Source organism: Acinetobacter sp. SK-43, from assembly GCF_015351505.1.
Classification (GTDB): domain Bacteria; phylum Pseudomonadota; class Gammaproteobacteria; order Pseudomonadales; family Moraxellaceae; genus Acinetobacter; species Acinetobacter junii.
Genome location: NZ_JADKPY010000008.1, coordinates 1 through 23,009, shown reverse-complemented (window position 1 = coordinate 23,009; position 23,009 = coordinate 1). Strand labels below are relative to the sequence as shown.

Genomic DNA, 23,009 nt, shown 5'->3' with positions numbered 1-23,009 from the left:
AAAAAATGACAATGATTGATATCGGCGGTCAGGTTCGTCACGGTGAAGAATTGGATATTTCCGCTGTTGAAAAGTGGTTAAAGGATCAAGGTGTTCAACTGCAAGGTCAAGCACAAGTCACTCAATACTCAGGTGGCGCTTCGAATTGGACCTATCGTTTGCAATACGACAATCAAGATTTAATCCTACGACGTCCACCGAAAGGTACTAAAGCCAAATCAGCGCATGATATGGCGCGTGAATACAATGTGCAGAAGCATCTTGCACCATTCTACCCAGTCCTACCTGAAATGGTTGCATTGTGTCAGGACGAGAACATAATCGGCTGTGACTTCTATGTCATGAAGCGGATTGAAGGCATCATTCCGCGAGCTAATTTACCCAAAGAATTACAATTGGATCAGTCACAAGTTCAACAGTTGTGTCTGAATGTTTTGGATAAATTAATTGAATTGCATCAAGTGCCATATCAAGGTACAGAACTGGAAAAACTGGGCAAAGGCGAAGGCTATTGCCGCCGTCAAGTTGAAGGTTGGGATGCACGTTATAGTAAAGCGCTTACCCCAAATGTACCTGATTTTAGCTTTGTGCGGGAATGGCTACAGCAACATATTCCAGCGGATTCTAAAACTTGTGTCATTCATAATGATTGGCGTTTTGATAATGTCATTTTAGATCCACAACAACCAACTAGAGTGATCGGAGTGTTGGACTGGGAAATGGCGACTATTGGCGATCCGCTGATGGATTTAGGCAGTGCTCTCGCCTACTGGATTCAAGAAGATGACGATGCTTTGATGAAGTCTAGTCGTCGTCAACCAACCAATTTACTAGGCATGCTGACACGTCAACAGGTGGTGGACTACTACTTGGAAAAAACTGGTTTGCAACCTACCAATTGGGCATTTTATGAGGTGTTTGGTTTGTTCCGTTTGGCGGTGATTGCGCAACAGATTTATTATCGTTATTACCATCAGCAAACTGATAATCCTGCCTTTAAGGATTTCTGGATCATGATTCATGCCTTACATATTCGGGCACTAAAATTAATTGCACTAAACAATGCTGAAGCACAGCAGTTAATTCCTGAATATGGGGCGAAATTACAGGATATTTTAAAACGATGACCACGATCTATTTGGTACGACATGGGCAGGCATCATTTGGTGCTGCGAGTTATGATCAGCTTTCAGCCAAAGGTGAACAACAGGCGCAGGTGGTGGGTGATTTTTTTAAACATACCTTGAAAGAACGTCCTTTAGTGCTTGCAGGATCAATGCAGCGGCATCAACAAACAGCACAATTAGCCTTGGCTCAAGGTTTTAATGATGCACCAATTCATACAGAGTCGGTTTGGAATGAATTTGATCATCAACAAGTATTTGCCAAATATGATGAACGTTTTAATCAACCTGAGTTATTGAAGCAGGATGTTGAGTTAATTGCCAATCCACGTGCTTATCTTGCCAAAATCTTTGATGGCGCGATTGAACGCTGGATAGGAGAGCAATATGACCATGAATATCATGAGACATGGTTAGGCTTTCAAACACGTGTAGAAGGTGCTTTACATGGTTTATGTCAGCACATTGATGCCACGCAACCACGTCAGGCTGTAGTGTTTAGTTCAGGTGGTGTGATTTCTGTGGCGGTTGGCAAGGTTCTAGGTTTGAATGCTAAACAGATTTTTGCGCTGAATTGGTCGATTGCCAATGCCAGTATCACCACATTGCGTTGGACAGATGGTCGTTTGCAATTACTCAGTTTCAATGAGCATCATTATTTGAAAGCGCGTGATGCTGAACTCTTAACATGGATATAAATAAGAATAGGTGAAGGAAATGACAAAGACGATTTTAATTACAGGTGCAAGTTCAGGTTTAGGCGCTGGGATGGCACGTGAATTTGCAGCCAAAGGATACAATTTGGCATTGTGCGCACGCCGTTTAGATCGTTTGGAATCCTTACAACAAGAATTGCAAAGCCAGTTTGCAATTCAGGTCAAAATCAAAAGTCTTGATGTGACTCATTACGATGATGTGTTTACGGTGTTCCATGCTTTTCAGCAGGAATTTGGGACAATTGACCGAATTATTGTCAATGCAGGTGTTGGTGATGGTCGTCGTATTGGTAAAGGGCATTTTGAAGTAAATCGTGCCACAGCGGAAACCAACTTTATTTCAGCATTGGCACAGTGCGAAGCAGCAGTTGAAATCTTCAGAGCGCAAAACAAAGGTCATTTGGTAGTGATCTCCTCAATGAGTGCAATGCGCGGTTTACCGAAGCATTTGTCGACCTATGCTGCGAGTAAAGCAGCAGTGGCACATTTAGCGGAAGGTATTCGTGCAGAGTTGTTGGATACGCCAATTAAAGTTTCAACCATTTTCCCTGGCTATATTCGTACTGAAATGAATGAGGGTGCGAAAAAACTACCGTTTGAAGTGGATGAAAAGACAGGTTGTAAGGCGTTGTTGAAAGCGATTGAGAAGGAACCTGTGAAAGCTTATGTTCCGCAGTGGCCGTGGTTGCCAATGGGCATAGCAATGAAGATTTTGCCGTTGAAAATTGTCAATAAATTGAGTTGATGGCAATTTAAAATGCGTGGACAAATATGTTTATTTGGCAGGGATTCCGTTTGTCACGATCTGAATTAACATAACTTTGAAGAAATGTGATACTCGGAAACGTCATCTGCAACCTGCGTGGTCTAAATAAAAGTCCGTTTCTGCGATATATGTTGATAAATGCAAGAAAAGGACAGGTTTTGCAGATGACAATGGTTTTGCCTACTTTTCCCGAAAGAAAAGTAGGGCGAGCCGCAGGCTGATCCAGAAATTAGATAAGAACTTGCAAGACTCCGTTAAGAGAATAGTTTTTTCAGAAAGTATTGACTTTAATTACGACAAAGCCTTAATTAACTTTTGGTGTAAACCACCAAAACCACCATTGGACATGATCACCACAGCATCGCCCTCACCTGCTTCATTCACTACACGGGCAATGATGTCATCCAAAGAGCGGCTGACTTCAGCCTTGTTTGAAGATGCTGAGATTACAGGTTGTAAATCCCAGTCTAAACCTTCTGGTTGATACCAAATTACCTCATCCGCTAAACGCGCAGAGTGCGCCAAACCATCTTTATGACTGCCCATACGCATAGTGTTAGAACGTGGTTCAATGATTGCCCAAAGTTTACGTTCACCAAGACGTTTACGTGCGCCGTCGAGTGTAGTTTCAATCGCAGTTGGGTGATGGGCAAAGTCATCATAGACTTCGATGCCACGCACAGTACCTAACAGCTCCATACGGCGCTTTACACCACCAAAGTTAGATAATGCTTCACAGGCTTGTTCAAGGCTGACACCGACATGCTGAGCAGCAGCAATCGTTGCCAAAGCATTGGCTACACTGTGCTGTCCTGTCATATTCCATTTTACTTCCCCGATTGCCTTGCCATTTTCAAGGACTTTAAAATGACTACCATCGGCACTGATCAGCTCCGCTGATAAAGCAGCTTGGTCATTAGGTTCAAGACTGGTGCGAACCACAGGCGTCCAACAACCTTGTGCTAATACTTCATCAATATTGGTTTCAGTAATTGGAGCAATAATACGACCTTCGCTTGGAATGGTGCGTACTAAATGATGAAACTGTTTTTGAATCGCAGCAAGATCATCAAAAATGTCAGCATGATCAAATTCGAGATTATTTAAAATTGCAGTTTTTGGATGATAATGGACGAACTTAGAACGCTTATCGAAGAAAGCAGAATCATATTCATCAGCTTCCACACAGAAATATTTGCCACCACCTAAACGTGCGCTTTCGCTAAAACCAAGCGGTACACCACCAATTAAGAAACCTGGATTTAAACCTGCTTGATCGAGTACCCACGCCAACATTGTAGTCGTCGTCGTTTTTCCATGTGTACCCGCGACACCTAGGACATGTTTACCTTGTAGCACATGATCAGCTAAGAATTGTGGGCCAGAAATATAAGGTAAACCTTCATTGAGCATATACTCGATGGCATCAATACCACGTTTCATGGCATTGCCGACGATTACAAGATCGGGATGTGGTTGCAAATGGCTACGATCATAACCTTGCATCAGTTCGATGCCTGCATTTTCGAGTTGAGTCGACATCGGTGGATAAACATTCGCATCTGAACCTGTGACTTTATGTCCTAAATCTCGTGCTAATAGAGCCAAAGACCCCATAAATGTGCCACAAATACCCAAAATATGCAGATGCATAACTCGCCTACTCCACTGCTTTGCATACAGCACGGAACACGTGTGTATGATTGTCGTTATCAATAAAATTCAATCGCAACGATAGCAAGGCTTGCAGTGAAAAGATAGTCAAAATTCGTTGTTGTTCTTCACTTAAAATTCAAGCGAGAAGTGTCAAAATTTCATCGCTGTAGTCGCAAAAAAATATAAACTATCTTCTTCACCATTTTTTAGAAATTTAACAACTTTATTCAGTGGAAAGATGAAATGTTCACCATCTGTTAGTACTGCAGCAAGTTCAATTGAGTGATCCAAATTATTAAAAAGTTCAGGATTTAATTCCTTAGCTGTTTCATAATCAACCCAATGCCAATTTGTATTTTTATCATTTTTTCTGATCGTTTCTCCTACATATGCACCTGTACGTAGAACAGTTTTAAATCTTTGATCATCAGAAATTTGATCTAAATTATTTTTCTTTAAATCTAACAAATATTTATCTATAAATTTCAAACTTTCTACAGAATAATCTAGTTTTTGAGGATCTAAGGCTTCAAAACGATATACAGGGTCATTTTTTTCACTATAGAACATGTTGGCTAAATCAGATAGGGCTTCATTTTGGTTATCTAAATCTAATTCTATCGCGTGGTTTGTGCTCATCGAAAACAGTAAAATAGTCAGTAGAAATAACTTTTTCATAATCCTTATGTTTCTCAAATCTTATTCAAAAACGGATTTTACTATAAAATTATTACAAAATTTTTAGAGTAAATACAATTGAGCCCGACGCTTTTAGCCCTGTGTTTATTGATTATTTCAAACTGTTTTATGACCTTGGCATGGTATGGACATCTCAAAATCTTACATGATGCTCCGCTTTGGCAAGCGATTCTATTTAGCTGGTGTATCGCTCTACTCGAATACAGTTTTATGATCCCCGCAACGAAATTATTAAATCAATATGGCTGGAGCTTGGGGGAAATGAAAATTACCCAAGAAGTCGTGACATTATTGGTCTTTGTTCCGTTCATGATTTTTTTATTTAAACAGCCATTTAAATTAGATTATGTCTGGGCAATGTTGTGTTTGCTTGGGTGCGTCTACTTTGTTTTTCGTAATCAGAGCTAGTTTTTCTATGCGATGCTTAAGCGTTTCTGTAGTTGGGGATGCCTGAAAAAAACGCTATAATATCCCCCAATTTATTCCTTTGTGCTTGGCGCAAGTCGAGACACTCTCCTCTTTTTATCTTGTTTTGGAAAAGCCAATGAATGCGGTCGCAACAGATAACCAACCTTTAGTCGGGATTATCATGGGTTCTCAATCGGATTGGGCAACACTTGAACATACCGCAAACATGCTCAAACAGTTGGGTGTGCCTTTTGAAGCTGAAGTGGTTTCTGCGCACCGCACACCAGATCGTTTATTTGAATATGCTGAAACAGCACGTGATCGTGGTATCCAAGTGATTATCGCGGGAGCTGGCGGTGCTGCACATTTACCAGGAATGTGCGCAGCAAAAACTGATTTGCCAGTGCTTGGCGTGCCAGTAAAATCTTCGATTTTAAATGGTGTTGATTCGTTGTTATCGATTGTGCAGATGCCTGCAGGTATCGCGGTAGGCACATTGGCAATTGGCCAAGCTGGTGCGACCAATGCAGCAATTATGGCAGCTCAAATTCTAGGTTTGACTCGTCCTGAAATCGCTAAAAATGTTGCAGATTTCCGTACTGCACAAACTGAAAAAGTATCGAGTAATAACATTCCTGGTCAAGTATAACGAGGTTGATCATGAATAAAACCATCGGTATTTTTGGTGGCGGACAGCTTGGACGTATGATGGCGCAAGCCGCTTTACCACTCAATATTCAATGTAGCTTTTTCGAAGCAGAAACAGATTGCCCTGCGGCGATTTTAGGTCCTGTATTTTCAAGTAAAGATCCACAAGCACTTCAAGCTTTCATCGCAAGTGCTGAAGTATTCAGCCTTGAGTTTGAAAATACACCTGTAGCTGATGTGGATGTTCTGACTCAGACCAAAACATTACATCCTCCTCGTCTTGCTTTAGCGACGGCTCAGAACCGTTTAGCTGAAAAAGGCTTGTTTGATGAGTTAGCTATTCCTGTTGCGCCGTATCGAGCAGTGGATAGCTTGGAAAGTTTAAAGCAAGCTGTTGCTGAATTAGGCTTACCGATCGTATTAAAAACCGTAACAGGTGGCTACGATGGTAAAGGTCAGTTCGTATTGCGTTCAGAAGATCAAATTGATACAGCTTGGGCAGAACTTGGGCCTGCAAAAAGTCTAATCGCTGAAAGTTTTGTGAAATTCAGTCGAGAAGTATCGATTATTGCAGTACGTGGACAAGATGGCGATGTCAAAACGTGGGCATTGGCAGAAAATCATCATCACAATGGTATCTTGTCACACTCGATTGTTCCTGCGCCAAACAGTACAGATTTACAGCCTGTTGCACAAGATTACATTACCCGTTTATTGAACCATTTGAATTATGTGGGTGTGCTTACGCTTGAGTTATTCGTAACTGAGCAAGGGCTTTATGCCAATGAAATGGCATGTCGTGTACACAACTCAGGACATTGGTCGATTGAAGGTGCGATTTGTTCGCAATTTGAGAATCATATTCGTGCAGTTGCAGGCTTACCACTTGGTGCAACAGATGTTGTTCGTCCAACTGTGATGGTAAATATCATCGGGCAACATCCTAAATCTGAGGACGTTTTAGCGCTGAAAGGTGCTCATTTACATCTTTATAATAAGTCTGAGCGTGCTGGTCGTAAGTTAGGACATATCACTTTGATGCCGAATAATTCTGATGAATTAACAGATTTATGCCGTCAATTGGCTCAAATTTTACCTGTGCCTTTAGCTTTGACGACTGACATGAATATCTAAGTTATCCACAACGCAACGAAAAGCGATCTTCGGATCGCTTTTTTATTGGCTTAATATTTTTGAATTTAAAAATGTATAAGGAGTTTGGTTGTGGATAACTTTTGATGGTGTTTTGAATTTAAATATGATGTCCTTAATTTGAATTTAAAACTGAGTTTTGGTTATTAGGATGTTTTTAAATTCAAAAGTATTGGGTGAGATTTAAATTTAAACTTGATGATTTAAGTTGTTTTGAATTTAAATTTTAGTGGTGTGTATCAATGACTATATACTGATTTTAAAGAGATAATTGGCTTAATTCATCTCCTTGATTGTTTTAGGATGATTGCTAAAGAAATAAATTTAAATTGAGTGGTTTTTTTGAATTTAAAACAAGTTGTATCACTAGGATTGTGTTTTGAATTCAAAAAAGATGTGCTGATTTGAATTTAAAAAGATAGGTCGAAGTTTTAAATTTAAAAATCGCAAGTTTTATGAATTTAAAATATTCATTTAAATTTAAAAGACAAGAAATGAATTCAAAGTTACGATTCCAAACGATACATGTTGTTGCTGCATGCTATCTTGAATACGAAATTTAAATTTAAAAATTCTGGTTAAGACATGAAACATTCTTTGCGTTTTTTTCTAGGCACTGCCTTATTCACTTTATTCAATCAAGCTCATGCGGAACTAGTGATTAATGGTGCTACCATTTCAGCTACCACTGTAACGCCAACTAGCAACGTTTATTCTCCAAGTTCAAATTTTCAGGGATGTTTGGCAAATTTACGTTCTCAAGCCATCGCATCTGGTGTTTCTGCTTCGACCTATGATCGTTATACGCAAAATCTAACGCCAGATTATTCAGTGATTGATAAATTAAATTATCAACCTGAATTTTCGACACCGATTTGGGATTATTTATCTGGTTTGGTTGATAACGAGCGTGTGCAAGCAGGTCAACAGAAACTTACACAGCATCAAGACGTACTACGCCGAGTAGAACAAGCCTATGGTGTTCCAGCAGAGACAGTCGTTGCTGTTTGGGGAGTTGAGAGTAACTATGGTGACATTTCAGGTAAATATCCTTTATTACAGGCTTTAGGCACTTTGAGCTGTGAAGGACGTCGCCAAGGTTATTTCCGCGGTGAGTTTTTTGCAACAATGCGTATTTTACAGCGTGGAGATTTAACCCAAGACCAACTTTATGGTTCATGGGCTGGAGCATTTGGACATACACAATTTATGCCATCAACCTATGAAAGCTTAGCTGTAGATTTTGATGGAGATGGTCGCCGTGATTTGGTTTCTAGTACAACCGATGCGTTAGCATCTACAGCAAATTTCTTGAAAAGAGCAGGTTGGCAAACAGGAATGCCATGGGGATTTGAAGTCAAAATTCCTGATGGAATGTCGATTTCAGGTGAAAGTCGCCGTAATAAAAAATCACTTAATCACTGGATTGCACAAGGTCTTACACGTGCCGATGGTACCGCTTTAATTCAAGGAAATCTCTCTGGTAGTACATTGGCGGGTTTAATGGCACCAGCAGGTTCAAATGGTCCAGTATTTTTGGTCTTCAAAAATTTTGATGCGATTTATAGTTATAACGCTGCGGAAAGTTATGGATTAGCGATTGCTCATTTATCTGACCGATTACGTGGAGGTACGCCATTTTTAACTTCATGGCCGACGGATGATGCAGGTACTTCACGTGCGGAACGCCGCGAAATTCAACAATTTTTACTACAGCGTGGCTATGATATTGGTGCAGTAGATGGACTAATAGGTGATAAGAGTCGTCAAGCTATTCGACAAGAACAAACACGACTCGGTTTAAATCCAACTGGACGCGCAGGGCAGCAAATATTACGAGCTTTCCGTCAAGAACAAGCAAAACAAATGATGCAATAAATGATTTATCAATAATTTAGAAATAAAAAGGTCTACTTTAAGTAGACCTTTTTCTTATGGTTCAACGTCTAATTTGACCGCTTCTAAGATATCAAAAATAACCGCAGTCACATCTTGGCTCAAATCTCGATCATTAAAGATTTCATAAGCAGTAATAGTGACATCTGTATCGCTTGGTAATTGTTTTTGCTCTTCTTCAATCAGATGTTCGATAGGTAATAGCGTTTGTTTTACTTCTAGATGAAGAATCTCATCACAAGTCACATTTTCATCTTCAAGTTCAACGATTTGTTCATTGAAATATGGAATCAAAATCGAGTGGAGATAAGGGCTAATATCTTGAATATTCAAGATCTCAATATCACGAGTTTGTTCAATCGTACTGATGTGGTCGTTCACTTCAATGAGGATATGATAATAACTCATGTTGATCTCCGTTAAGACTAAGATGATGTTTTATCAACACAATAACACGAATAAATCCAAAGAATCGACCTATTCTTGTTACCTGAATAGAAATGTAGATTTCATGTGATTTTATAGAGGGATCATCATTAATTTGTATGATTTAACAGTGCGAGATCAGTTGCTGTTAGTTGGAAGTTTTTGGGATCTTGCTCCTTAATTCGTGGATACATCAATGATTTAGGATTATGTGTATGTTTCAATCCCAAAGCATGTCCAAATTCGTGGGCTAGGGTTAAGCGTAAATCATCAATCGAAGAAAACTCATAAATAAAGATCTGTTTTCCTTTAAATTGCCCTTTATGAACGAGTTGAGGTGCAAAGTTTTGATTAAAGCGATCAACGGACTGAGTTAGCTGTTCATGAAGTTGTTTTAATTCATCTGTTTTAACCTGAATTTGTTGATGGTTAAGATCATGGTAATTGATCAGGATTTTTAAGACATCTCTTTGCTGATTGAGTAGTTTTGTGCGCTCTTGGAGTAAGTTTAAATTTTTTGTATTTGATTTATTGAGATATTTTTTCTGAGCGCTTGCATAAGCATTGAGTTGGGCCTGATATTTAATTTTTTGTAATTCTAATTGGGTGTGTAATTGTTGAGAGTCTTGCTTCAGTTTTAGCAGTTTTTGATTCTCATCTAACCAGAGCTGCTTTTCCTGTTCTAGATTTTTGAGATTTTCAGTTCGTTTCATACTACGAACTTGACGCTGATCAAAGACCAAATTTACAGTAAATGTTGCTTTGGGATCATAAACAAAATATCGTTTACCCGTACCTTGTTCCCAAATAGCGGCGGCTTCTTGACTAATTTCAATCATTTTTTGCTTACTAATGTTTAAGCGAGGATCAAGATCGGCAATACGATAGTGTAGAGGCGAATCATCATCTTCCGCCTCATTCAGATGTTGAGACACAGGGTGAGCATGAGTATGGATTGAGGTAAATGCTGAAATAATGATAAACTGATCCTAGACAGAATTGTGAACAATCGATCCCTCTAAATTCTTAAAATATTTCTGTTCAAAGGCTTCTGGACTTAACCAACCATTGGCAGAATGTCGCCTCATTCGATTGTAGTAAATCTCAATATATTCAAACAAGACAGCATTGGCTTCTTTTCTAGTAGTAAACACACTACCGTGTACCACATGACCTTTCAATGTATGAAAGAAGCTTTCTGTAACAGCATTATCCCAACAGTTCCCCTTGCGAGACATGCTTTGAATACACCCATTCGTCAATAGTATCGCTCTAAAATCACGACTACAGTACTGTGATCCTTGATCTGAGTGAACCATCACCCCCTTTGGATAACCCTGACGTGCCATTGCATAATTAAATGCGTCACACACCAATTGACGGTCTATTCGATAGCTGGTTTGCCAACCCACAATACGACGGCTAAACAGATCTAACATCACGCATAAATATAACCAGCCTTCTTTGGTTCGAATGTATGTAATGTCTGTCGTCCATACCCGATTCGGCTTTGTGACGGTAAATTGGCGATCCAATAGATTGGGAGCTGTAGGCAAACGATGATTTGAATCTGTCGTATGTTTATATTTACGGGAAATTTTACTGCGTAACCCGAGATGCTTGAGCATTCTTCCTACCGTACGTTCGCTCAGGTTATAACCCAAATCATGCATATCATGAACTAGTGATGGGGCACCTAAGCGAGCATGATGGTACCAATACACTGCTTTTAAATCCTTATATTTCTGAGCAGTATCAACTCGTCGCTTACGCCAAGCATAATAACCAGAAGGGCTGACGGCTAAGTATTTACAGGCGGAAGATATAGTGACTGCCTTTTTCATCGTTAAATCCGCTATTACCGTGTACTTTTCTTGGTTTGATCGGCGGTCAGAAAGTACACATGCGCCTTTTTTAGAATATCATTGGCTTCCTTGAGTTGTCTGTTTTCCTTCTCAAGTTCAACAATACGTTGTTGTTCTGGTGTAAGTTGTCGTTTACTGGTTCCAGCCAGATTCATTGCACGTACCCATTTATCTAGTGTTGAATAACCCACACCTAACTTCCTGGCTATGACAGCTAATGGTTCATGTGTGTTTGCTAGTGCGTACTCTATCGATTGTTGTTTAAATTCAGGACTAAAGCGTTTCGCCATTTCTTGTATCTCCAAAGTTAACTTTACGTTAGCTTTAGAGGGACTATCTGTCCATTATTTTGGCTAGGATCAAACAACAGCCAAGACAACGGATGCATATACAGGAGATAAACTGGAAAAAGGACGTATTTTATTCAGTTAAAATGATCAGTCAATTTTCTTAAAAAACCATTTTTACTATTTTTTCTTAATAATGGAGTTCTAAATAAAATAGGGAATTGGCTTTAAAATTGCCATTTTTTGTGTTTTTTATGTACTAAATTTGAATAATAAAAATAATTACAGCATGTTAGATTTAATAATAAACTTTGAATATTATGTGAAATTAACCTCAATATTTACTTTCCTATTCATCTAATAAAAAAGTTTGTTTGTATAATAAATATACCGAATGGTTAAATTGATCGGTGCAAATCAAGTTCTTAATATGATTAATTGACGGCACGAACCAACTCTTGTTGATCTGCATGTGCTAGTGCAAATCGTTCCATATTTTGTTTTTGAATGACAGGATACATTAATGACGTTGGATCATCAGTATGATCTAAACCTAAGGCATGACCGAACTCATGTGCAAGAGTCATACGTAAGTCATCTTTAGAAGAGAACTCATATACAGAGATTTGTTTTCCATTAAATTGACCTTTGTGGAAAAGGCGTGGTTGGAACGTTTGGTTAAACTGATTTGCTGAAAGTGCTAATTGTTGATTGTTTTGGTTTAACCCTTTGATTTGTTGATTTAGTTGTTGCGTTTTTTGACTGTGTTGTTGGATTGCTTGTTTCAATTCAGCAGATTGTTGCTGTAGTTTTTTTTGACGTTGTGCTAGTTGATCTGCCCATTCTTTAGAGGAAGATCGCATTTGATTGAAGCGTTGTACATCTGCATTGTATTGTTGGAATTGTGCAGTGAGTTGGCTTTGTTTGCTTGCAATTGAGGCAGTTGCACGTTGTATCTCATCTTTTACTTGTTGTATTTCTAGAGAGTCTATTTCCCATTGTTGCTGTTTTTGCTTAAGTTGATTGAGACCTTGTAAGCGATTTGAGGTGTGTTGTTGACGGTCATCGTAAACTAGATTGATTGTAAATTCAGCATTTGGATCATAAATGAAATGCTTTTTACCCGTTTCTTCTTCCCAAATTTTTGCAGCCTGCTGAGTCAGTTCTAGGACTTGTTTGCTACTCAAATTAAAACGAGGATCTATTGGAGCGATACGATAGCGTAGGGGCATGTCAGCAACTTGATGCTGATGCGGAGTTGCATTGTGCGGATTATTTTGAGCATGGCTTAAACTACTAATATTTAGACTCAAACACGCAACAATAATGGACAAAGCTTGATAACGCATGAGCAACATCCCCCCAAATAAAATTCATTTTTGAGCAAAATTTTGATGTCGTCAAAACGCCATCTAATTAATAATTAATATGAAAAAGTGTGATTTTTTTCCTTAAAATAAAAAAATAATGCGATTCATAGCACAACGAAATAAAAGAGAGATGGAGTCTATACTGTTGTTTTTTTATTCATAACATTAGATTAATCAATGCTTTAAAATTGATCAATTGACCGAAAATGCATAACTTAAGCTTCTTTCTAGTTAAAAATCAAATTGTTATTTTTTGTAATTTAATTTTTAAATGAGATGTACTTCACCTTCTGTAACTTTCTTTATTGCACGCTTTGAAGTAACTCCAAATCAGCAAGTCTTAAACGGAAATTATTGAGGTCTTGGTCTTGCATTAATGGATACATCAATGCTTGTGGATCATTATGATGGGCGAGCCCCAGTGCATGTCCAAATTCATGAGCAAGGGTGAGCCGTAGATCATTTTCAGATTGGAATTCATATATCAAAATCTGTTTTCCGTTAAATAGCCCTTTGTGAAAAAGGCGTGGCTGAAAGCGCTGTCGATATAATTTTACAGAACTATCAAGTTGTTGATCTAGCGAATTTAAGCTGTCAATTTTTCTATTCAGTTCGACGATGTTTTGATTAAAGTTATCAATCTCAAGCCTGAGTTTTTGTACAAGTTGTTGTAATTCGTATTGTTGCTGTTGAAAATATTGGCGATCATGATCAGTAGCATTTTGTTTAGCCAACAATACTTGATGGTTGTAGTTTTCAATTTGTTGATTTAATTCTTGTTTTTTTCGATCTAGGCTTTGTTTATTGAAGGCTAATTGCTGTTCCATTTGATCTAATTCTTGTTTTTTATTGATCCATTCTTGTTGATTCATTTTGAGTTGATTGAGATGAGCGCGTTGTTGTTCACTCTCAAATTGACGCTCATCATAGATCAAGTGAATTGTAAGCTGAGCATTTGGATCATAAACAATATATTGCTGACCTGTTCCATCGTTCCAAATCGTCGCTGCTTGTTCGCTAATTTGTCTTACTTGTTCGATGCTGAGTTTAAAACGTGGGTCAACATCGCCGATACGATAACGTAGGCGGGTATCAAAAGGATGAAGCACTCGATCTGAAAGCGCATTAAATTTGAGTTGTGGATGTTCCCGACTTTGATAATTCAGCCAAAATACAGCAATCAGTATAAATACAACTATCAGAAGGCGAGGCATTTTTGAATATTCTTGTCTAAGCTTACATTGCATCAATCTTGTAGAAGCATATTAACTTCATACATAAAGTAGCACTACTGTAAAAGAGTGGATTAAGAAAATATATCATTGTGTTTAGGCTTTTGCTTTAATAACGCAATACTTGGAATGATAAAAATAATCAAGGAATGCAGATGCGCAACTATTTATTAAAAGTACCTGATCACCAGTGGAATGCGAGTTCACCAGCAAAAAGTAGTTTCCAAAATTTAAAGATTCAATACTTGGGAACAGCAGGATTTATACTTTCAGATCAACATCGAACTATAGTTTTGGATCCTTTTATTAGTCGTCCGAATTTTTGGCAAACATTCACGCAACCTTTGCTCAGTGACCCAACTTTAGTCAAAAAATATATTCCAAATGCCGATGACGTGTTAATTGGGCATGCGCATTACGATCATATCTTGGATGCACCAGAGGTATGTAAACAAACAGGTGCACGCCTAATTGGTTCGAAGGCTGCTTTGATGTATGGGAGATCGGCAGGTTTGTCTGAAGCACAAATGCTGGAAACCAAAGGCCGGGAAATTATTGAATGTGGGCAATGGCAAGTTGTTGGGCTGCCGTCGATTCATGGCAAAGCATTGTTTGGTCGGGTGCCATTACCAGGGGATATGACTACACCGCCACCTTATCCACCGAAATTTCATCACCTACGGCATGGCCAAGTGTTTAATTGGTGGATTAATACGGGGCATCTTCGCGTTGTACACATTGATTCAGCTGATTTTATTGAACAAGAATTACAAGGGAGGCAAGCAGATATTGTTTGTCTATGTGCGATTGGACGCAAATATCGCCCGAACTATGTCAAAGATGTCGTGCGCTTGCTGAAACCTAAATACATTATTCCATGTCATTGGGATACGATGCTCACACCTATTGATCAACCACCAAAATTATTACCTGGTGTGAATATCCCTGAATTTTTAGAAGAAATAAAAGCTTCTGGAGTCGAACCATTATTTATGCCGATTTTAGGTGAACTATATTTCGATCAAAATAATGAATCTTAAAATAAAAAAAACCGCGCTTTCGCGCGGTCTTTTTTAAAGAGACAAATTATTTTTTGTCATCTTTAACTTCTGTGAACTCAGCATCTACAACGCCATCGTCCGCTTTTTGTTGTTGACCCGCATCACCACCTTGGAATGCATTTGGATCAAAACCTTCTGCGCCGCCAGCACCTTGTGCTTGTTCATAAGCACGTTGAGTGATTGGCATCAAGATGTTTTGTAAAGCTTCAGTTTTTGCTTTGATGTCTTCAACATCATTTTCTTTAGTTGCTGCTTCAAGCTCAGAAACCGCAGTAGCGATTGCAGTTTTTTCATCTTCAGTCACTTTGTCACCTAGATCTTTAACTGCTTTGTTTGAGCTAGATACTAAAGCATCTGCTTCGTTACGAGCTTTCGCTAACTCTTCAAATTTGCGGTCTTCTTCAGCATTCGCTTCAGCATCTTTAATCATTGCTTCGATTTCAGCATCAGACAAACCTGAGTTCGCTTTAATCTGGATTGATTGCTCTTTACCAGTGCTCTTATCTTTAGCCGATACTTTTAAGATACCGTCAGCGTTGATGTCGAACGATACTTCAATTTGTGGTACGCCACGTGGAGCAGGTGGGATATCGCCTAATTGGAAGTTACCCAACAATTTGTTTTGTTGAGCCATTTTACGTTCACCTTGGTAAACCGAAATATCTACAGCAGGCTGGTTGTCAGCAGCAGTAGAGAACACTTGTGATTTCTTCGCAGGAATCGTAGTGTTCTTCTCAATGATTGGTGTTAATACACCGCCCATTGTTTCGATACCTAAAGTTAATGGTGTTACGTCTAATAAAAGAACGTCAGTTTTGTCACCAGACAATACAGCACCTTGAATCGCAGCACCGATTGCAACAGCTTCATCAGGGTTCACGTCTTTACGTGGCTCTTTACCAAAGAATTCTTGTACTTTTTGTTGTACAAGTGGCATACGAGACTGACCACCAACTAAAATTACGTCAGAGATGTCTGAAGTCGAAAGACCAGCATCTTTAAGCGCGATTTTGCAAGGCTCGATTGTACGAGCAACTAAATCAGCAACTAAACCTTCAAGTTTTGCACGCGTTACATTGATCACTAAGTGTTTAGGACCAGTTGCATCAGCGGTGATGTATGGAAGGTTGATTTCAGTTGCATTTGATGAAGAAAGCTCGATTTTTGCTTTTTCAGCAGCTTCTTTCAAACGTTGTAACGCAAGTGGATCATTTTTCAAGTTCACACTTTGTTCTTTCTTAAATTCTTCAACCAAGAATTCAATTAACGCGTTATCAAAGTCTTCACCACCAAGGAAAGTATCACCATTTGTTGATAACACTTCGATTTGTTGGTCGCCATCAAGGTCTGCGATTTCAATGATTGATACGTCGAAAGTACCACCACCTAAGTCGTAAACTGCAACTTTACGGTCACCTTCTTTTTTGTCCATACCGAACGCAAGAGCGGCAGCAGTTGGTTCGTTAATGATACGTTTAACATCAAGACCTGCAATTTTACCCGCATCTTTAGTTGCTTGACGTTGAGCATCGTTAAAGTAAGCAGGAACTGTAATCACCGCTTCAGTAACTGTTTCACCTAAATAGTCTTCTGCAGTTTTCTTCATCTTTTTCAAGATTTCAGCAGAGATCTGTTGAGGCGCTAATTTTTTATCGTTTACTTCAACCCAAGCATCGCCATTGTCTGCTTTAATGATTTTGTAAGGTACAAGACCGATGTCTTTTTGTACCGCTTGATCTTCATAACGACGACCGATTAAACGCTTGATTGCGAATAATGTGTTTTTCGGGTTTGTTACAGCCTGACGTTTAGCGCTTTGACCAACTAAGATTTCACCATCTTTATAAGCGATGATTGATGGAGTTGTACGTGCGCCTTCAGCATTTTCGATTACTTTTACTTTATCGCCTTCAAGTACAGCAACACATGAGTTGGTAGTACCTAAGTCAATACCAATAATTTTTGCCATTTGGGATGTTCCTCTAAAATTTTGTGAACCCCCTGATTTCCTATTTAATAAATGGAATTTAAAAGGGGATTTGCTTGTTATTCGATATGAGAGTCAATCGGTTTTTTTCAAGCATTTTTATGAAAAAAAATCAAAAAACTCTCGAATTATTGTGTTTTGAGCAAAATTTTAAATGCTCAACGTCAATTTATTGACCAACCATCACCATTGCTGGGCGGAGTAGGCGACCATTTAAGGTATAACCTTTTTGTAATACAGTGCCGATTTGGTTCGCTTGAGCGTTTGGATCGATACCGACTGCTTGATGAAGATCTGCGTTGAAACCATTTTGTGTATCTGCTTCAACCACACCAAATTTTTCAAGTGTTGTCAGTAGCGATTTCAAAGTCAGCTTTACACCTTCAAGTAAAGGTGTTTGTTCATCACCAGCGGCTTGAATCGCACGTTCAAGATTGTCGACTGAATCCAACAACTCTTTAGCAAATTTCTCAAGAACGGTATCTTTGTGTTTTTCAGATTCACGCTGGATACGTTCAACACTCTTTTGTGCTTCATAAACAGCATTGGCAGTACGTGCTTTTTCGAGTTTCAAGCTTTCTTCGAGTTTGGTGATTTGCGCTTGTAAATCTTCAACGCTAAGCTCGTTTGCCTGCTCTACACCTTCAGCTTGAGTTTGTTCAGTCTGTTGCTCATTTTGAATGTCTTGAGCTTGCTCATTGTGCTCATTAGCCATTGATGATCTCCGTTGAAAAAAGTTCTTAAACATGTACAGTCCTTTTGGCGTGAATGCTCATAGGGTTAAACCCGAACTGCCACATCTTGGTCATTCATAGATAGGGATGAAGTATGGGCAAGGCGACAAAATTCAAGCGTTCAGGTTGATTTAAATCTTTTAATTTTGCTGATTTAAGTAAAAATTTAAGTTTTCGATGACAAAAGCAATAAATTCTTGTGTGATTTTCGGTAAATGTTGCCTTGATGCATAGACTAACGACAAGGTTAGGTCTGGTGCAGAAAAATCTGTAAATACCTGTTGCAAACGTTGTTGTGCAATATCCTGACGCACCAATAGCGTTGGTAACATGGCAATGCCTTCTGCTTTGAGACACATTTGATAGAGCGCAATCACATCATTACTTTTAAACGTAACATTTAATGGATAATTCTGAGGTTGTTGATCTGTATCAAACAAAGTCCAATACTGATTATGCGTATGGTGGGCTATACATTCATGCTGAATCAGTTGGCTTGGGTGTGAAAGGGGAGTGTGATCTTGTAAATAATGTGGATGCGCACAAAAGATAGATTCAATATCACAAACAGGGCGAGCAATTAAACCATCAGCAACTTTTTGTGTAATTCTGAGTGCAAGATCAAACTGAGCATCCATCAAATCAACCGTATTTTCAGTTAAATACACATCAAAATGAATGTGTGGATATAATTTTTTAAATTGCTTAATGCATTCATTTACCCCAAGTTGAAACAAAAATAAACCACAAGTAAAACGGATCGTACCACTATGCTGTTCAGGTGCAGCCAAACCTTCAAGCAACTGTTGCTGCTGTAAAATATTCTCACAATAGACCAAGGCTTTTTCACCCGCAGGGGTAAGAGAAACTTTACGTGTATTACGCTGAAATAGACGAGTAGAAAAGGTTTGTTCCAAGTGTTCAAGATAGCGTGACACCATCGCTTTCGAATAGTCTAAATGTTCTGCTGCTTTACTCAAATTGCCTTGTTGAGCAATACATACAAAACTTGAATGGCTTTTAAAGTATCCATATAGAATTCTTATTGTTGCAATTTATGCAACATTTTATCTTAATTTAGGGTGTTTATTTGGCAATAATTGCAACTTAAAGTGTTTCTTATCAGATAGGAGACATATTAATGAATATCAAATCATTCACACTTGCACTTACTGCATTAGCGGCAACATCAACAAGCTTTGCGCAGGACTTAAAAATTCAGAACTTCCTAGCAAAGCCTGAACATTTTGGCGTGACTTCAACATTAATCTAAGGTGACAAAGAAGTCTTACTGGTCAATGCGCAATTTTCTAAATCGGAAGCTTTACGTATTGCGGCAGATATTTTAGACAGCGGTAAAACTTTAAAAACAATTTTTGTCAGTTACGGTGACCCTGACTTCTATTTTGGCTTAGATGTATTTAAACAATATTTCCCAAATGTGCAAATCATTGCAACTCCTGAAACGGTAAAACATATTCAAGATACTCAGGCTTTAAAAGTTGCTTATTGGGGACCCAAAATGGGAGCCAATGCACCGAGTCAAATTATTGTTCCGCAAGCGTATACGGCTAAGATCTTAAAATTTGAAAATGAAAATATTGAGATTAAGGAAAAAATGAGCTGACTTATTTGTGGATTCCAAGTGCTAAAGCAGTTGTAGGCGGTATTCCAGTCTCTTCTGGGATTCATTTATGGATGGCGGATACTCCTACAACAAAAGATCGTAACGAAGTGGTACAGGCATTAGAAAGTATCAAATCATTAAAACCGAATGTAGTCGTTCCTGCACATATGAAAGCGAGTGCAGCAGAAGGATTGGATGCAGTTAACTTTTCTATCGATTATTTGAAGCAATATGAGAAAGCAGCAAAAGTTACGAAAACATCGACTGATTTAATTCAAATGATGCAAAAAGAATATCCAACTTTAAGCGAATCAAGCAGTCTGGAATTAGGTGCTAAAGTGGTAAAAGGTGAAATGCAGTGGCCTTAGATTCGCTGTAAACGAAGAAAGCCGTGATTAATTTTCACGGTTTTTTTATTTTTAATACATCTATTGTTAACTCAAACTTTTTAATTGTAAGTTTTTAGCAGTGTTAATAGCACTTTGTATAAATGATAAATATTGAAGATAAGACTATATTTGTATGATCTGATCCGAATCGTATTGCAGAAAAATAATAAATTATAAATATTTAATCTAATTCAAAGGATTGCAAAATTAAGTGAATGCTCATCTAAACTGATTTAATAAAAATTGCAAAACAATACGGCTTAAACAACAAACTGCAACCAATCCTCACCACGTTCATCGAAAAAATTGTGAATCATAGGCAACGCAAAGACAACTTTGCTTTTTGTCATAATGAAAGGAAATACACAATGAAAAAGTTAGCCCTAATCTCTATGGTTGTATCTGGTGTTGCATTCACAGCTGTAGGTTGTTCAACACAAGGTGGTCTTGATGCTTCTGGTTCAGCACAAACTAGTGTTAGCCCTTCAGGCGTACAAGGTGGCGTAGGTGTACAAGCGGGTTCATCTGTTGATGTTCAACCTGGTGGCGCTTCAGCAGGTGTTTCTGGTTCTGTTTCAGGCTCAGCAGATGCTTCGGCACAATAATTTCTTCGTTCTTGAGTAAAAGATATGATTAATTGGTGCGATAGATGCCCAATCCAATTGATCAAAATGTACTGCTATACATTGCATCAATTTACTCGTTAAGCACAAATGGATCTTGATCCAGAGGATGAGAGTGAATAGAAAAAACTCTCATCCTTTAATGACGCTCATGAAGCATTTTTTGACATAGATTGGCAAAATAATCAGTTTGGATTAAGCAGAATAGTTAATGACTTTTTAAGCTTAGCTCTTTAGCGTACATCATATTTTTGAAATCTTGATCTTGATCTTGATCTCTGGCTTTATAAAAGCATATAGTCGGAAAGAACAAGAATTATGAACAGTGCGATAAAGGGGACAAACGTGACAGCATTACCTCAGAAAATTCAAACGATTTTAGATAAAGGACAAGGTACAGCTGCACGTGCATTAGATAAACTTCCCAAAATAGTTCAAGAATCTCTCGCAAAAGTTTTAGGTTATCCTTATCAATATCCTGACTTAGACGCCTTTACCAAGTGCTTAATGGCGGTGCAAATTAAACAAGGGCGTATAGGGTTTATCGGGGAAGATCCAATTGAATCACGCCGCCAGTTTGATGCACAAATGTTGGCTATCCTAAACAAAGCGACACAGATTGAATCGGTAGAAGACATTCGATTACCTTTACAAAGTGGAACAGTCTTCGCTAGACATTATCATCCTGCACCCAATAAAAAACTACCTATGATCTTGTTCTATCATGGTGGTGGTTTTGTGGTTGGTGGATTGGATACTCATGATGAGGTGTGTCGACTCATTGCCAAATATGCCAAAGTACAGGTATTAAGTATCGATTATCCACTTGCACCTGAAGCTTCTCCGCAGCTTTTAATCAAATCATGTGAAGATGCATTAGCATGGGTCTATCAGAATCGTCGACAATTAAAGATTTATAAAAATAGAATTGCTGTTGCTGGTGATAGTGCAGGCGGAAATATCAGTACAGTCGTTGCACAACACACAGCTGGTAAATCTTATGCTCCACAAGCTCAGTTACTTATATATCCAGTTGTTGACTTCAAAAGTAGACATCCATCATTTTATGCATACGGTGAAGGGTTTGTATTGACGAGTAAGGATGTTGATTATGTTACTCAGTATTATGCGACTCAACACAACATCGCTTTGGATAATCCACTGATCTCTCCAACCTATGGTAATTTGAGAAAGCTTGCACCTGCATATGTTATTACAGCTGGGCATGACTTGCTTCATGATGAAGGGGAAATTTACAGCCATAAATTGAGACAAAGCGGAGTTAAAGTTCAATATGTAGATTATCCAGATCAAACACATGGATTTATCAATTTGACACCTATTTCTAGCAAGGCTAAGCGCAATACAATCGAAATAGCCAAGAACTTTAGAAAATTTTGGGATAAACATAGCTGATTCAAAAATGCCTATGTTTCACGTGGAACATCGGCATGCTTTAATTAACAATTAGAAATAGCAAAATTATAGATAGAAAACTAAAATCGGTACCCATTCTAAATAGACTTTAAATTGAGAACAGTAATCATGAAAAAACTATTCCTCGCAACCAGTTTGGTTTTAGCAAGTAGTCAGCTATTTGCAAATACAATTATTGATATGAAAACCTCAATGGGGAATATTGAAATTGAACTTTTTAATGATAAAGCACCCGTATCAGCAAAAAATTTTGAGAGTTATGTAAAAAGTAACTTTTATGCTGGAACCATTTTTCATCGAGTCATCCCAGGATTTATGATTCAAGGTGGGGGGATGGATGCCAATATGATTGAGAAGGCAACTAAAGCTCCAATTATTAATGAGGCAAATAATGGTCTCAAAAATGCACGTGGAACTTTAGCAATGGCACGCACGAGTGATCCTAATTCTGCCACAAGTCAATTTTTTATTAATGTTGCTGATAATAGCTTCTTGAATCGTTCAGCTATGGATGCAGGTTATGCCGTATTTGGTAAAGTCACCAAAGGAATGAATGTTGTTGATAAAATCGTAAATGTGCCTACAGGTAATTATGGAATGCATCAAAATGTACCAAAGCAACCGATTAAAATTATCAGTGTGCAAATAAAGAAATAACGAATAAATTAAAAGAAAATTTAATTTATTTGTTTAAATTCAATATTTTAATGTGATTTTTGCTGTATTTTTATGGGTGTTGTGGGTAAAAAAACAACACTCACCACAATCTTTTTCTAAAAACACTTGCGCACCAAAAAAAACCTCCTATAATGCACACATCCCGACGCAATGAAGCAAATAACTTAGCTTTAAACGGTTAAGTTGATTAACTTTATTGTGTTGAATTTTTCACCGACGAGGTGAAAA

The 23,009-nt window shown here is 38.3% G+C and carries 20 protein-coding genes and 2 pseudogenes; 12 read left to right on the top strand and 10 right to left on the bottom strand.

Translation table 11 applies throughout. The features are described from left to right. Positions 1-5 precede the first annotated feature (5 nt). Genes IRT38_RS03015 through IRT38_RS03005 form a run of 3 tightly spaced genes read left to right on the top strand, consistent with a single transcriptional unit; the run spans position 6 to position 2,585 of the window. Entirely contained in the window at positions 6-1,127 is a 1,122-nt protein-coding gene (locus tag IRT38_RS03015; RefSeq protein ID WP_194596926.1) for a phosphotransferase family protein, read from the top strand. Further along, entirely contained in the window at positions 1,124-1,822 is a 699-nt protein-coding gene (locus IRT38_RS03010) for a histidine phosphatase family protein (protein ID WP_129261197.1), read from the top strand. The genes IRT38_RS03015 and IRT38_RS03010 overlap by 4 nt, the downstream gene beginning before the upstream one ends. Positions 1,823-1,841: 19 nt before the next feature. Then, on the top strand, positions 1,842-2,585 hold the full coding sequence (locus IRT38_RS03005) for an SDR family oxidoreductase (RefSeq protein ID WP_194596925.1): 744 nt from the start codon (positions 1,842-1,844) through the stop codon (positions 2,583-2,585). 312 nt (positions 2,586-2,897) lie between these two features. Here the strand turns inward: IRT38_RS03005 and mpl are convergent, their stop codons facing one another. Together mpl and IRT38_RS02995 are read right to left on the bottom strand one after the other, a co-directional pair. Next, a complete protein-coding gene (gene mpl / locus IRT38_RS03000) occupies positions 2,898-4,259 on the bottom strand; it encodes a UDP-N-acetylmuramate:L-alanyl-gamma-D-glutamyl-meso-diaminopimelate ligase (RefSeq protein WP_039047184.1) in 1,362 nt (453 codons plus the stop codon). 153 nt (positions 4,260-4,412) lie between these two features. Then, complete coding sequence (locus IRT38_RS02995) at positions 4,413-4,940, bottom strand: hypothetical protein (RefSeq protein ID WP_125299712.1); 528 nt, start codon at positions 4,938-4,940, stop codon at positions 4,413-4,415. Between the two features lie 72 nt (positions 4,941-5,012). Here IRT38_RS02995 and IRT38_RS02990 point away from each other — a divergent pair, with 72 nt between their 5' ends. The 4 genes from IRT38_RS02990 to IRT38_RS02975 all read left to right on the top strand — a co-directional run bounded on the left by IRT38_RS02990 (position 5,013) and on the right by IRT38_RS02975 (position 9,047). After that, positions 5,013-5,369, top strand: coding sequence for a DMT family protein (locus IRT38_RS02990; protein WP_260523778.1), 357 nt, complete (start codon positions 5,013-5,015; stop codon positions 5,367-5,369). 136 nt (positions 5,370-5,505) lie between these two features. After that, positions 5,506-6,018, top strand: a complete 513-nt coding sequence (gene purE / locus IRT38_RS02985) for a 5-(carboxyamino)imidazole ribonucleotide mutase (protein ID WP_004914484.1) — start codon at positions 5,506-5,508, stop codon at positions 6,016-6,018. An 11-nt stretch (positions 6,019-6,029) separates the two neighbouring features. Then, a complete protein-coding gene (locus tag IRT38_RS02980) occupies positions 6,030-7,151 on the top strand; it encodes a 5-(carboxyamino)imidazole ribonucleotide synthase (RefSeq protein WP_004965262.1) in 1,122 nt (373 codons plus the stop codon). Between the two features lie 603 nt (positions 7,152-7,754). Beyond that, positions 7,755-9,047, top strand: a complete 1,293-nt coding sequence (locus tag IRT38_RS02975; RefSeq protein ID WP_005403978.1) for a lytic murein transglycosylase — start codon at positions 7,755-7,757, stop codon at positions 9,045-9,047. A 54-nt stretch (positions 9,048-9,101) separates the two neighbouring features. Here IRT38_RS02975 and IRT38_RS02970 read toward each other — a convergent pair whose 3' ends face one another. The 5 genes from IRT38_RS02970 to IRT38_RS02950 form a co-directional block, all read right to left on the bottom strand. Then, positions 9,102-9,473, bottom strand: a complete 372-nt coding sequence (locus IRT38_RS02970; protein WP_194596924.1) for a hypothetical protein — start codon at positions 9,471-9,473, stop codon at positions 9,102-9,104. Between the two features lie 128 nt (positions 9,474-9,601). Beyond that, positions 9,602-10,426, bottom strand: coding sequence for a matrixin family metalloprotease (locus IRT38_RS02965; RefSeq protein ID WP_227592132.1), 825 nt, complete (start codon positions 10,424-10,426; stop codon positions 9,602-9,604). Positions 10,427-10,480: 54 nt separating this feature from the next. Then, positions 10,481-11,646 (bottom strand): IS3 family transposase gene (locus IRT38_RS02960; RefSeq protein WP_087540997.1). Its coding sequence is split into 2 segments (ribosomal slippage): positions 10,481-11,400 and positions 11,400-11,646, totalling 1,167 coding nucleotides; the frame shifts between segments, so codons are not numbered across the junction. A 431-nt stretch (positions 11,647-12,077) separates the two neighbouring features. Then, a complete protein-coding gene (locus IRT38_RS02955; RefSeq protein ID WP_194596923.1) occupies positions 12,078-12,992 on the bottom strand; it encodes a matrixin family metalloprotease in 915 nt (304 codons plus the stop codon). 323 nt (positions 12,993-13,315) lie between these two features. Beyond that, the gene (locus tag IRT38_RS02950; protein WP_194596922.1) at positions 13,316-14,227 is read right to left on the bottom strand and encodes a matrixin family metalloprotease; all 912 of its coding nucleotides are present in this window, start codon (positions 14,225-14,227) and stop codon (positions 13,316-13,318) included. Positions 14,228-14,400: 173 nt separating this feature from the next. On the opposite strand from IRT38_RS02950, the gene IRT38_RS02945 reads away from it, so the two are divergent. Then, entirely contained in the window at positions 14,401-15,285 is an 885-nt protein-coding gene (locus IRT38_RS02945) for an MBL fold metallo-hydrolase (protein ID WP_129261186.1), read from the top strand. A gap of 46 nt (positions 15,286-15,331) precedes the next feature. On the opposite strand, the gene dnaK is transcribed toward IRT38_RS02945, so the two are convergent. From dnaK to IRT38_RS02930, 3 genes and pseudogenes are all read right to left on the bottom strand, one after another. Continuing rightward, positions 15,332-17,275 (bottom strand): molecular chaperone DnaK, encoded by a 1,944-nt coding sequence (gene dnaK / locus IRT38_RS02940; protein WP_004949942.1) that lies wholly within the window; start codon positions 17,273-17,275, stop codon positions 15,332-15,334. A gap of 187 nt (positions 17,276-17,462) precedes the next feature. After that, the gene (grpE, locus tag IRT38_RS02935) at positions 17,463-18,008 is read right to left on the bottom strand and encodes a nucleotide exchange factor GrpE (protein ID WP_194596921.1); all 546 of its coding nucleotides are present in this window, start codon (positions 18,006-18,008) and stop codon (positions 17,463-17,465) included. Between the two features lie 159 nt (positions 18,009-18,167). Further along, positions 18,168-19,060 (bottom strand): annotated as a pseudogene (locus tag IRT38_RS02930) (LysR family transcriptional regulator). 108 nt (positions 19,061-19,168) lie between these two features. On the opposite strand from IRT38_RS02930, the pseudogene IRT38_RS02925 reads away from it, so the two are divergent. The 4 genes and pseudogenes from IRT38_RS02925 to IRT38_RS02910 all read left to right on the top strand — a co-directional run bounded on the left by IRT38_RS02925 (position 19,169) and on the right by IRT38_RS02910 (position 22,760). After that, a pseudogene (locus IRT38_RS02925) lies at positions 19,169-20,022 on the top strand (MBL fold metallo-hydrolase). Positions 20,023-20,411: 389 nt separating this feature from the next. Further along, a complete protein-coding gene (locus IRT38_RS02920; RefSeq protein WP_004914451.1) occupies positions 20,412-20,648 on the top strand; it encodes a hypothetical protein in 237 nt (78 codons plus the stop codon). Positions 20,649-21,011: 363 nt separating this feature from the next. After that, positions 21,012-22,082: an alpha/beta hydrolase gene (locus IRT38_RS02915; RefSeq protein ID WP_194596920.1), complete on the top strand. Its 1,071-nt coding sequence runs from the start codon at positions 21,012-21,014 to the stop codon at positions 22,080-22,082. 129 nt (positions 22,083-22,211) lie between these two features. Beyond that, complete coding sequence (locus IRT38_RS02910; protein WP_126132305.1) at positions 22,212-22,760, top strand: peptidylprolyl isomerase; 549 nt, start codon at positions 22,212-22,214, stop codon at positions 22,758-22,760. Positions 22,761-23,009 lie beyond the last annotated feature (249 nt).

Coding starts and splice junctions, on each gene's coding strand:
- grpE (WP_194596921.1), bottom strand. CDS start 18,008: ATGGCTAATGAGCACAATGAGCAAGCTCAAGACATTCAAAATGAGCAA.
- IRT38_RS03010 (WP_129261197.1), top strand. CDS start 1,124: ATGACCACGATCTATTTGGTACGACATGGGCAGGCATCATTTGGTGCT.
- IRT38_RS02995 (WP_125299712.1), bottom strand. CDS start 4,940: ATGAAAAAGTTATTTCTACTGACTATTTTACTGTTTTCGATGAGCACA.
- IRT38_RS03015 (WP_194596926.1), top strand. CDS start 6: ATGACAATGATTGATATCGGCGGTCAGGTTCGTCACGGTGAAGAATTG.
- IRT38_RS02910 (WP_126132305.1), top strand. CDS start 22,212: ATGAAAAAACTATTCCTCGCAACCAGTTTGGTTTTAGCAAGTAGTCAG.
- IRT38_RS03005 (WP_194596925.1), top strand. CDS start 1,842: ATGACAAAGACGATTTTAATTACAGGTGCAAGTTCAGGTTTAGGCGCT.
- IRT38_RS02945 (WP_129261186.1), top strand. CDS start 14,401: ATGCGCAACTATTTATTAAAAGTACCTGATCACCAGTGGAATGCGAGT.
- IRT38_RS02920 (WP_004914451.1), top strand. CDS start 20,412: ATGAAAAAGTTAGCCCTAATCTCTATGGTTGTATCTGGTGTTGCATTC.
- IRT38_RS02950 (WP_194596922.1), bottom strand. CDS start 14,227: ATGCCTCGCCTTCTGATAGTTGTATTTATACTGATTGCTGTATTTTGG.
- purE (WP_004914484.1), top strand. CDS start 5,506: ATGAATGCGGTCGCAACAGATAACCAACCTTTAGTCGGGATTATCATG.
- dnaK (WP_004949942.1), bottom strand. CDS start 17,275: ATGGCAAAAATTATTGGTATTGACTTAGGTACTACCAACTCATGTGTT.
- IRT38_RS02955 (WP_194596923.1), bottom strand. CDS start 12,992: ATGCGTTATCAAGCTTTGTCCATTATTGTTGCGTGTTTGAGTCTAAAT.
- IRT38_RS02970 (WP_194596924.1), bottom strand. CDS start 9,473: ATGAGTTATTATCATATCCTCATTGAAGTGAACGACCACATCAGTACG.
- IRT38_RS02980 (WP_004965262.1), top strand. CDS start 6,030: ATGAATAAAACCATCGGTATTTTTGGTGGCGGACAGCTTGGACGTATG.
- mpl (WP_039047184.1), bottom strand. CDS start 4,259: ATGCATCTGCATATTTTGGGTATTTGTGGCACATTTATGGGGTCTTTG.
- IRT38_RS02975 (WP_005403978.1), top strand. CDS start 7,755: ATGAAACATTCTTTGCGTTTTTTTCTAGGCACTGCCTTATTCACTTTA.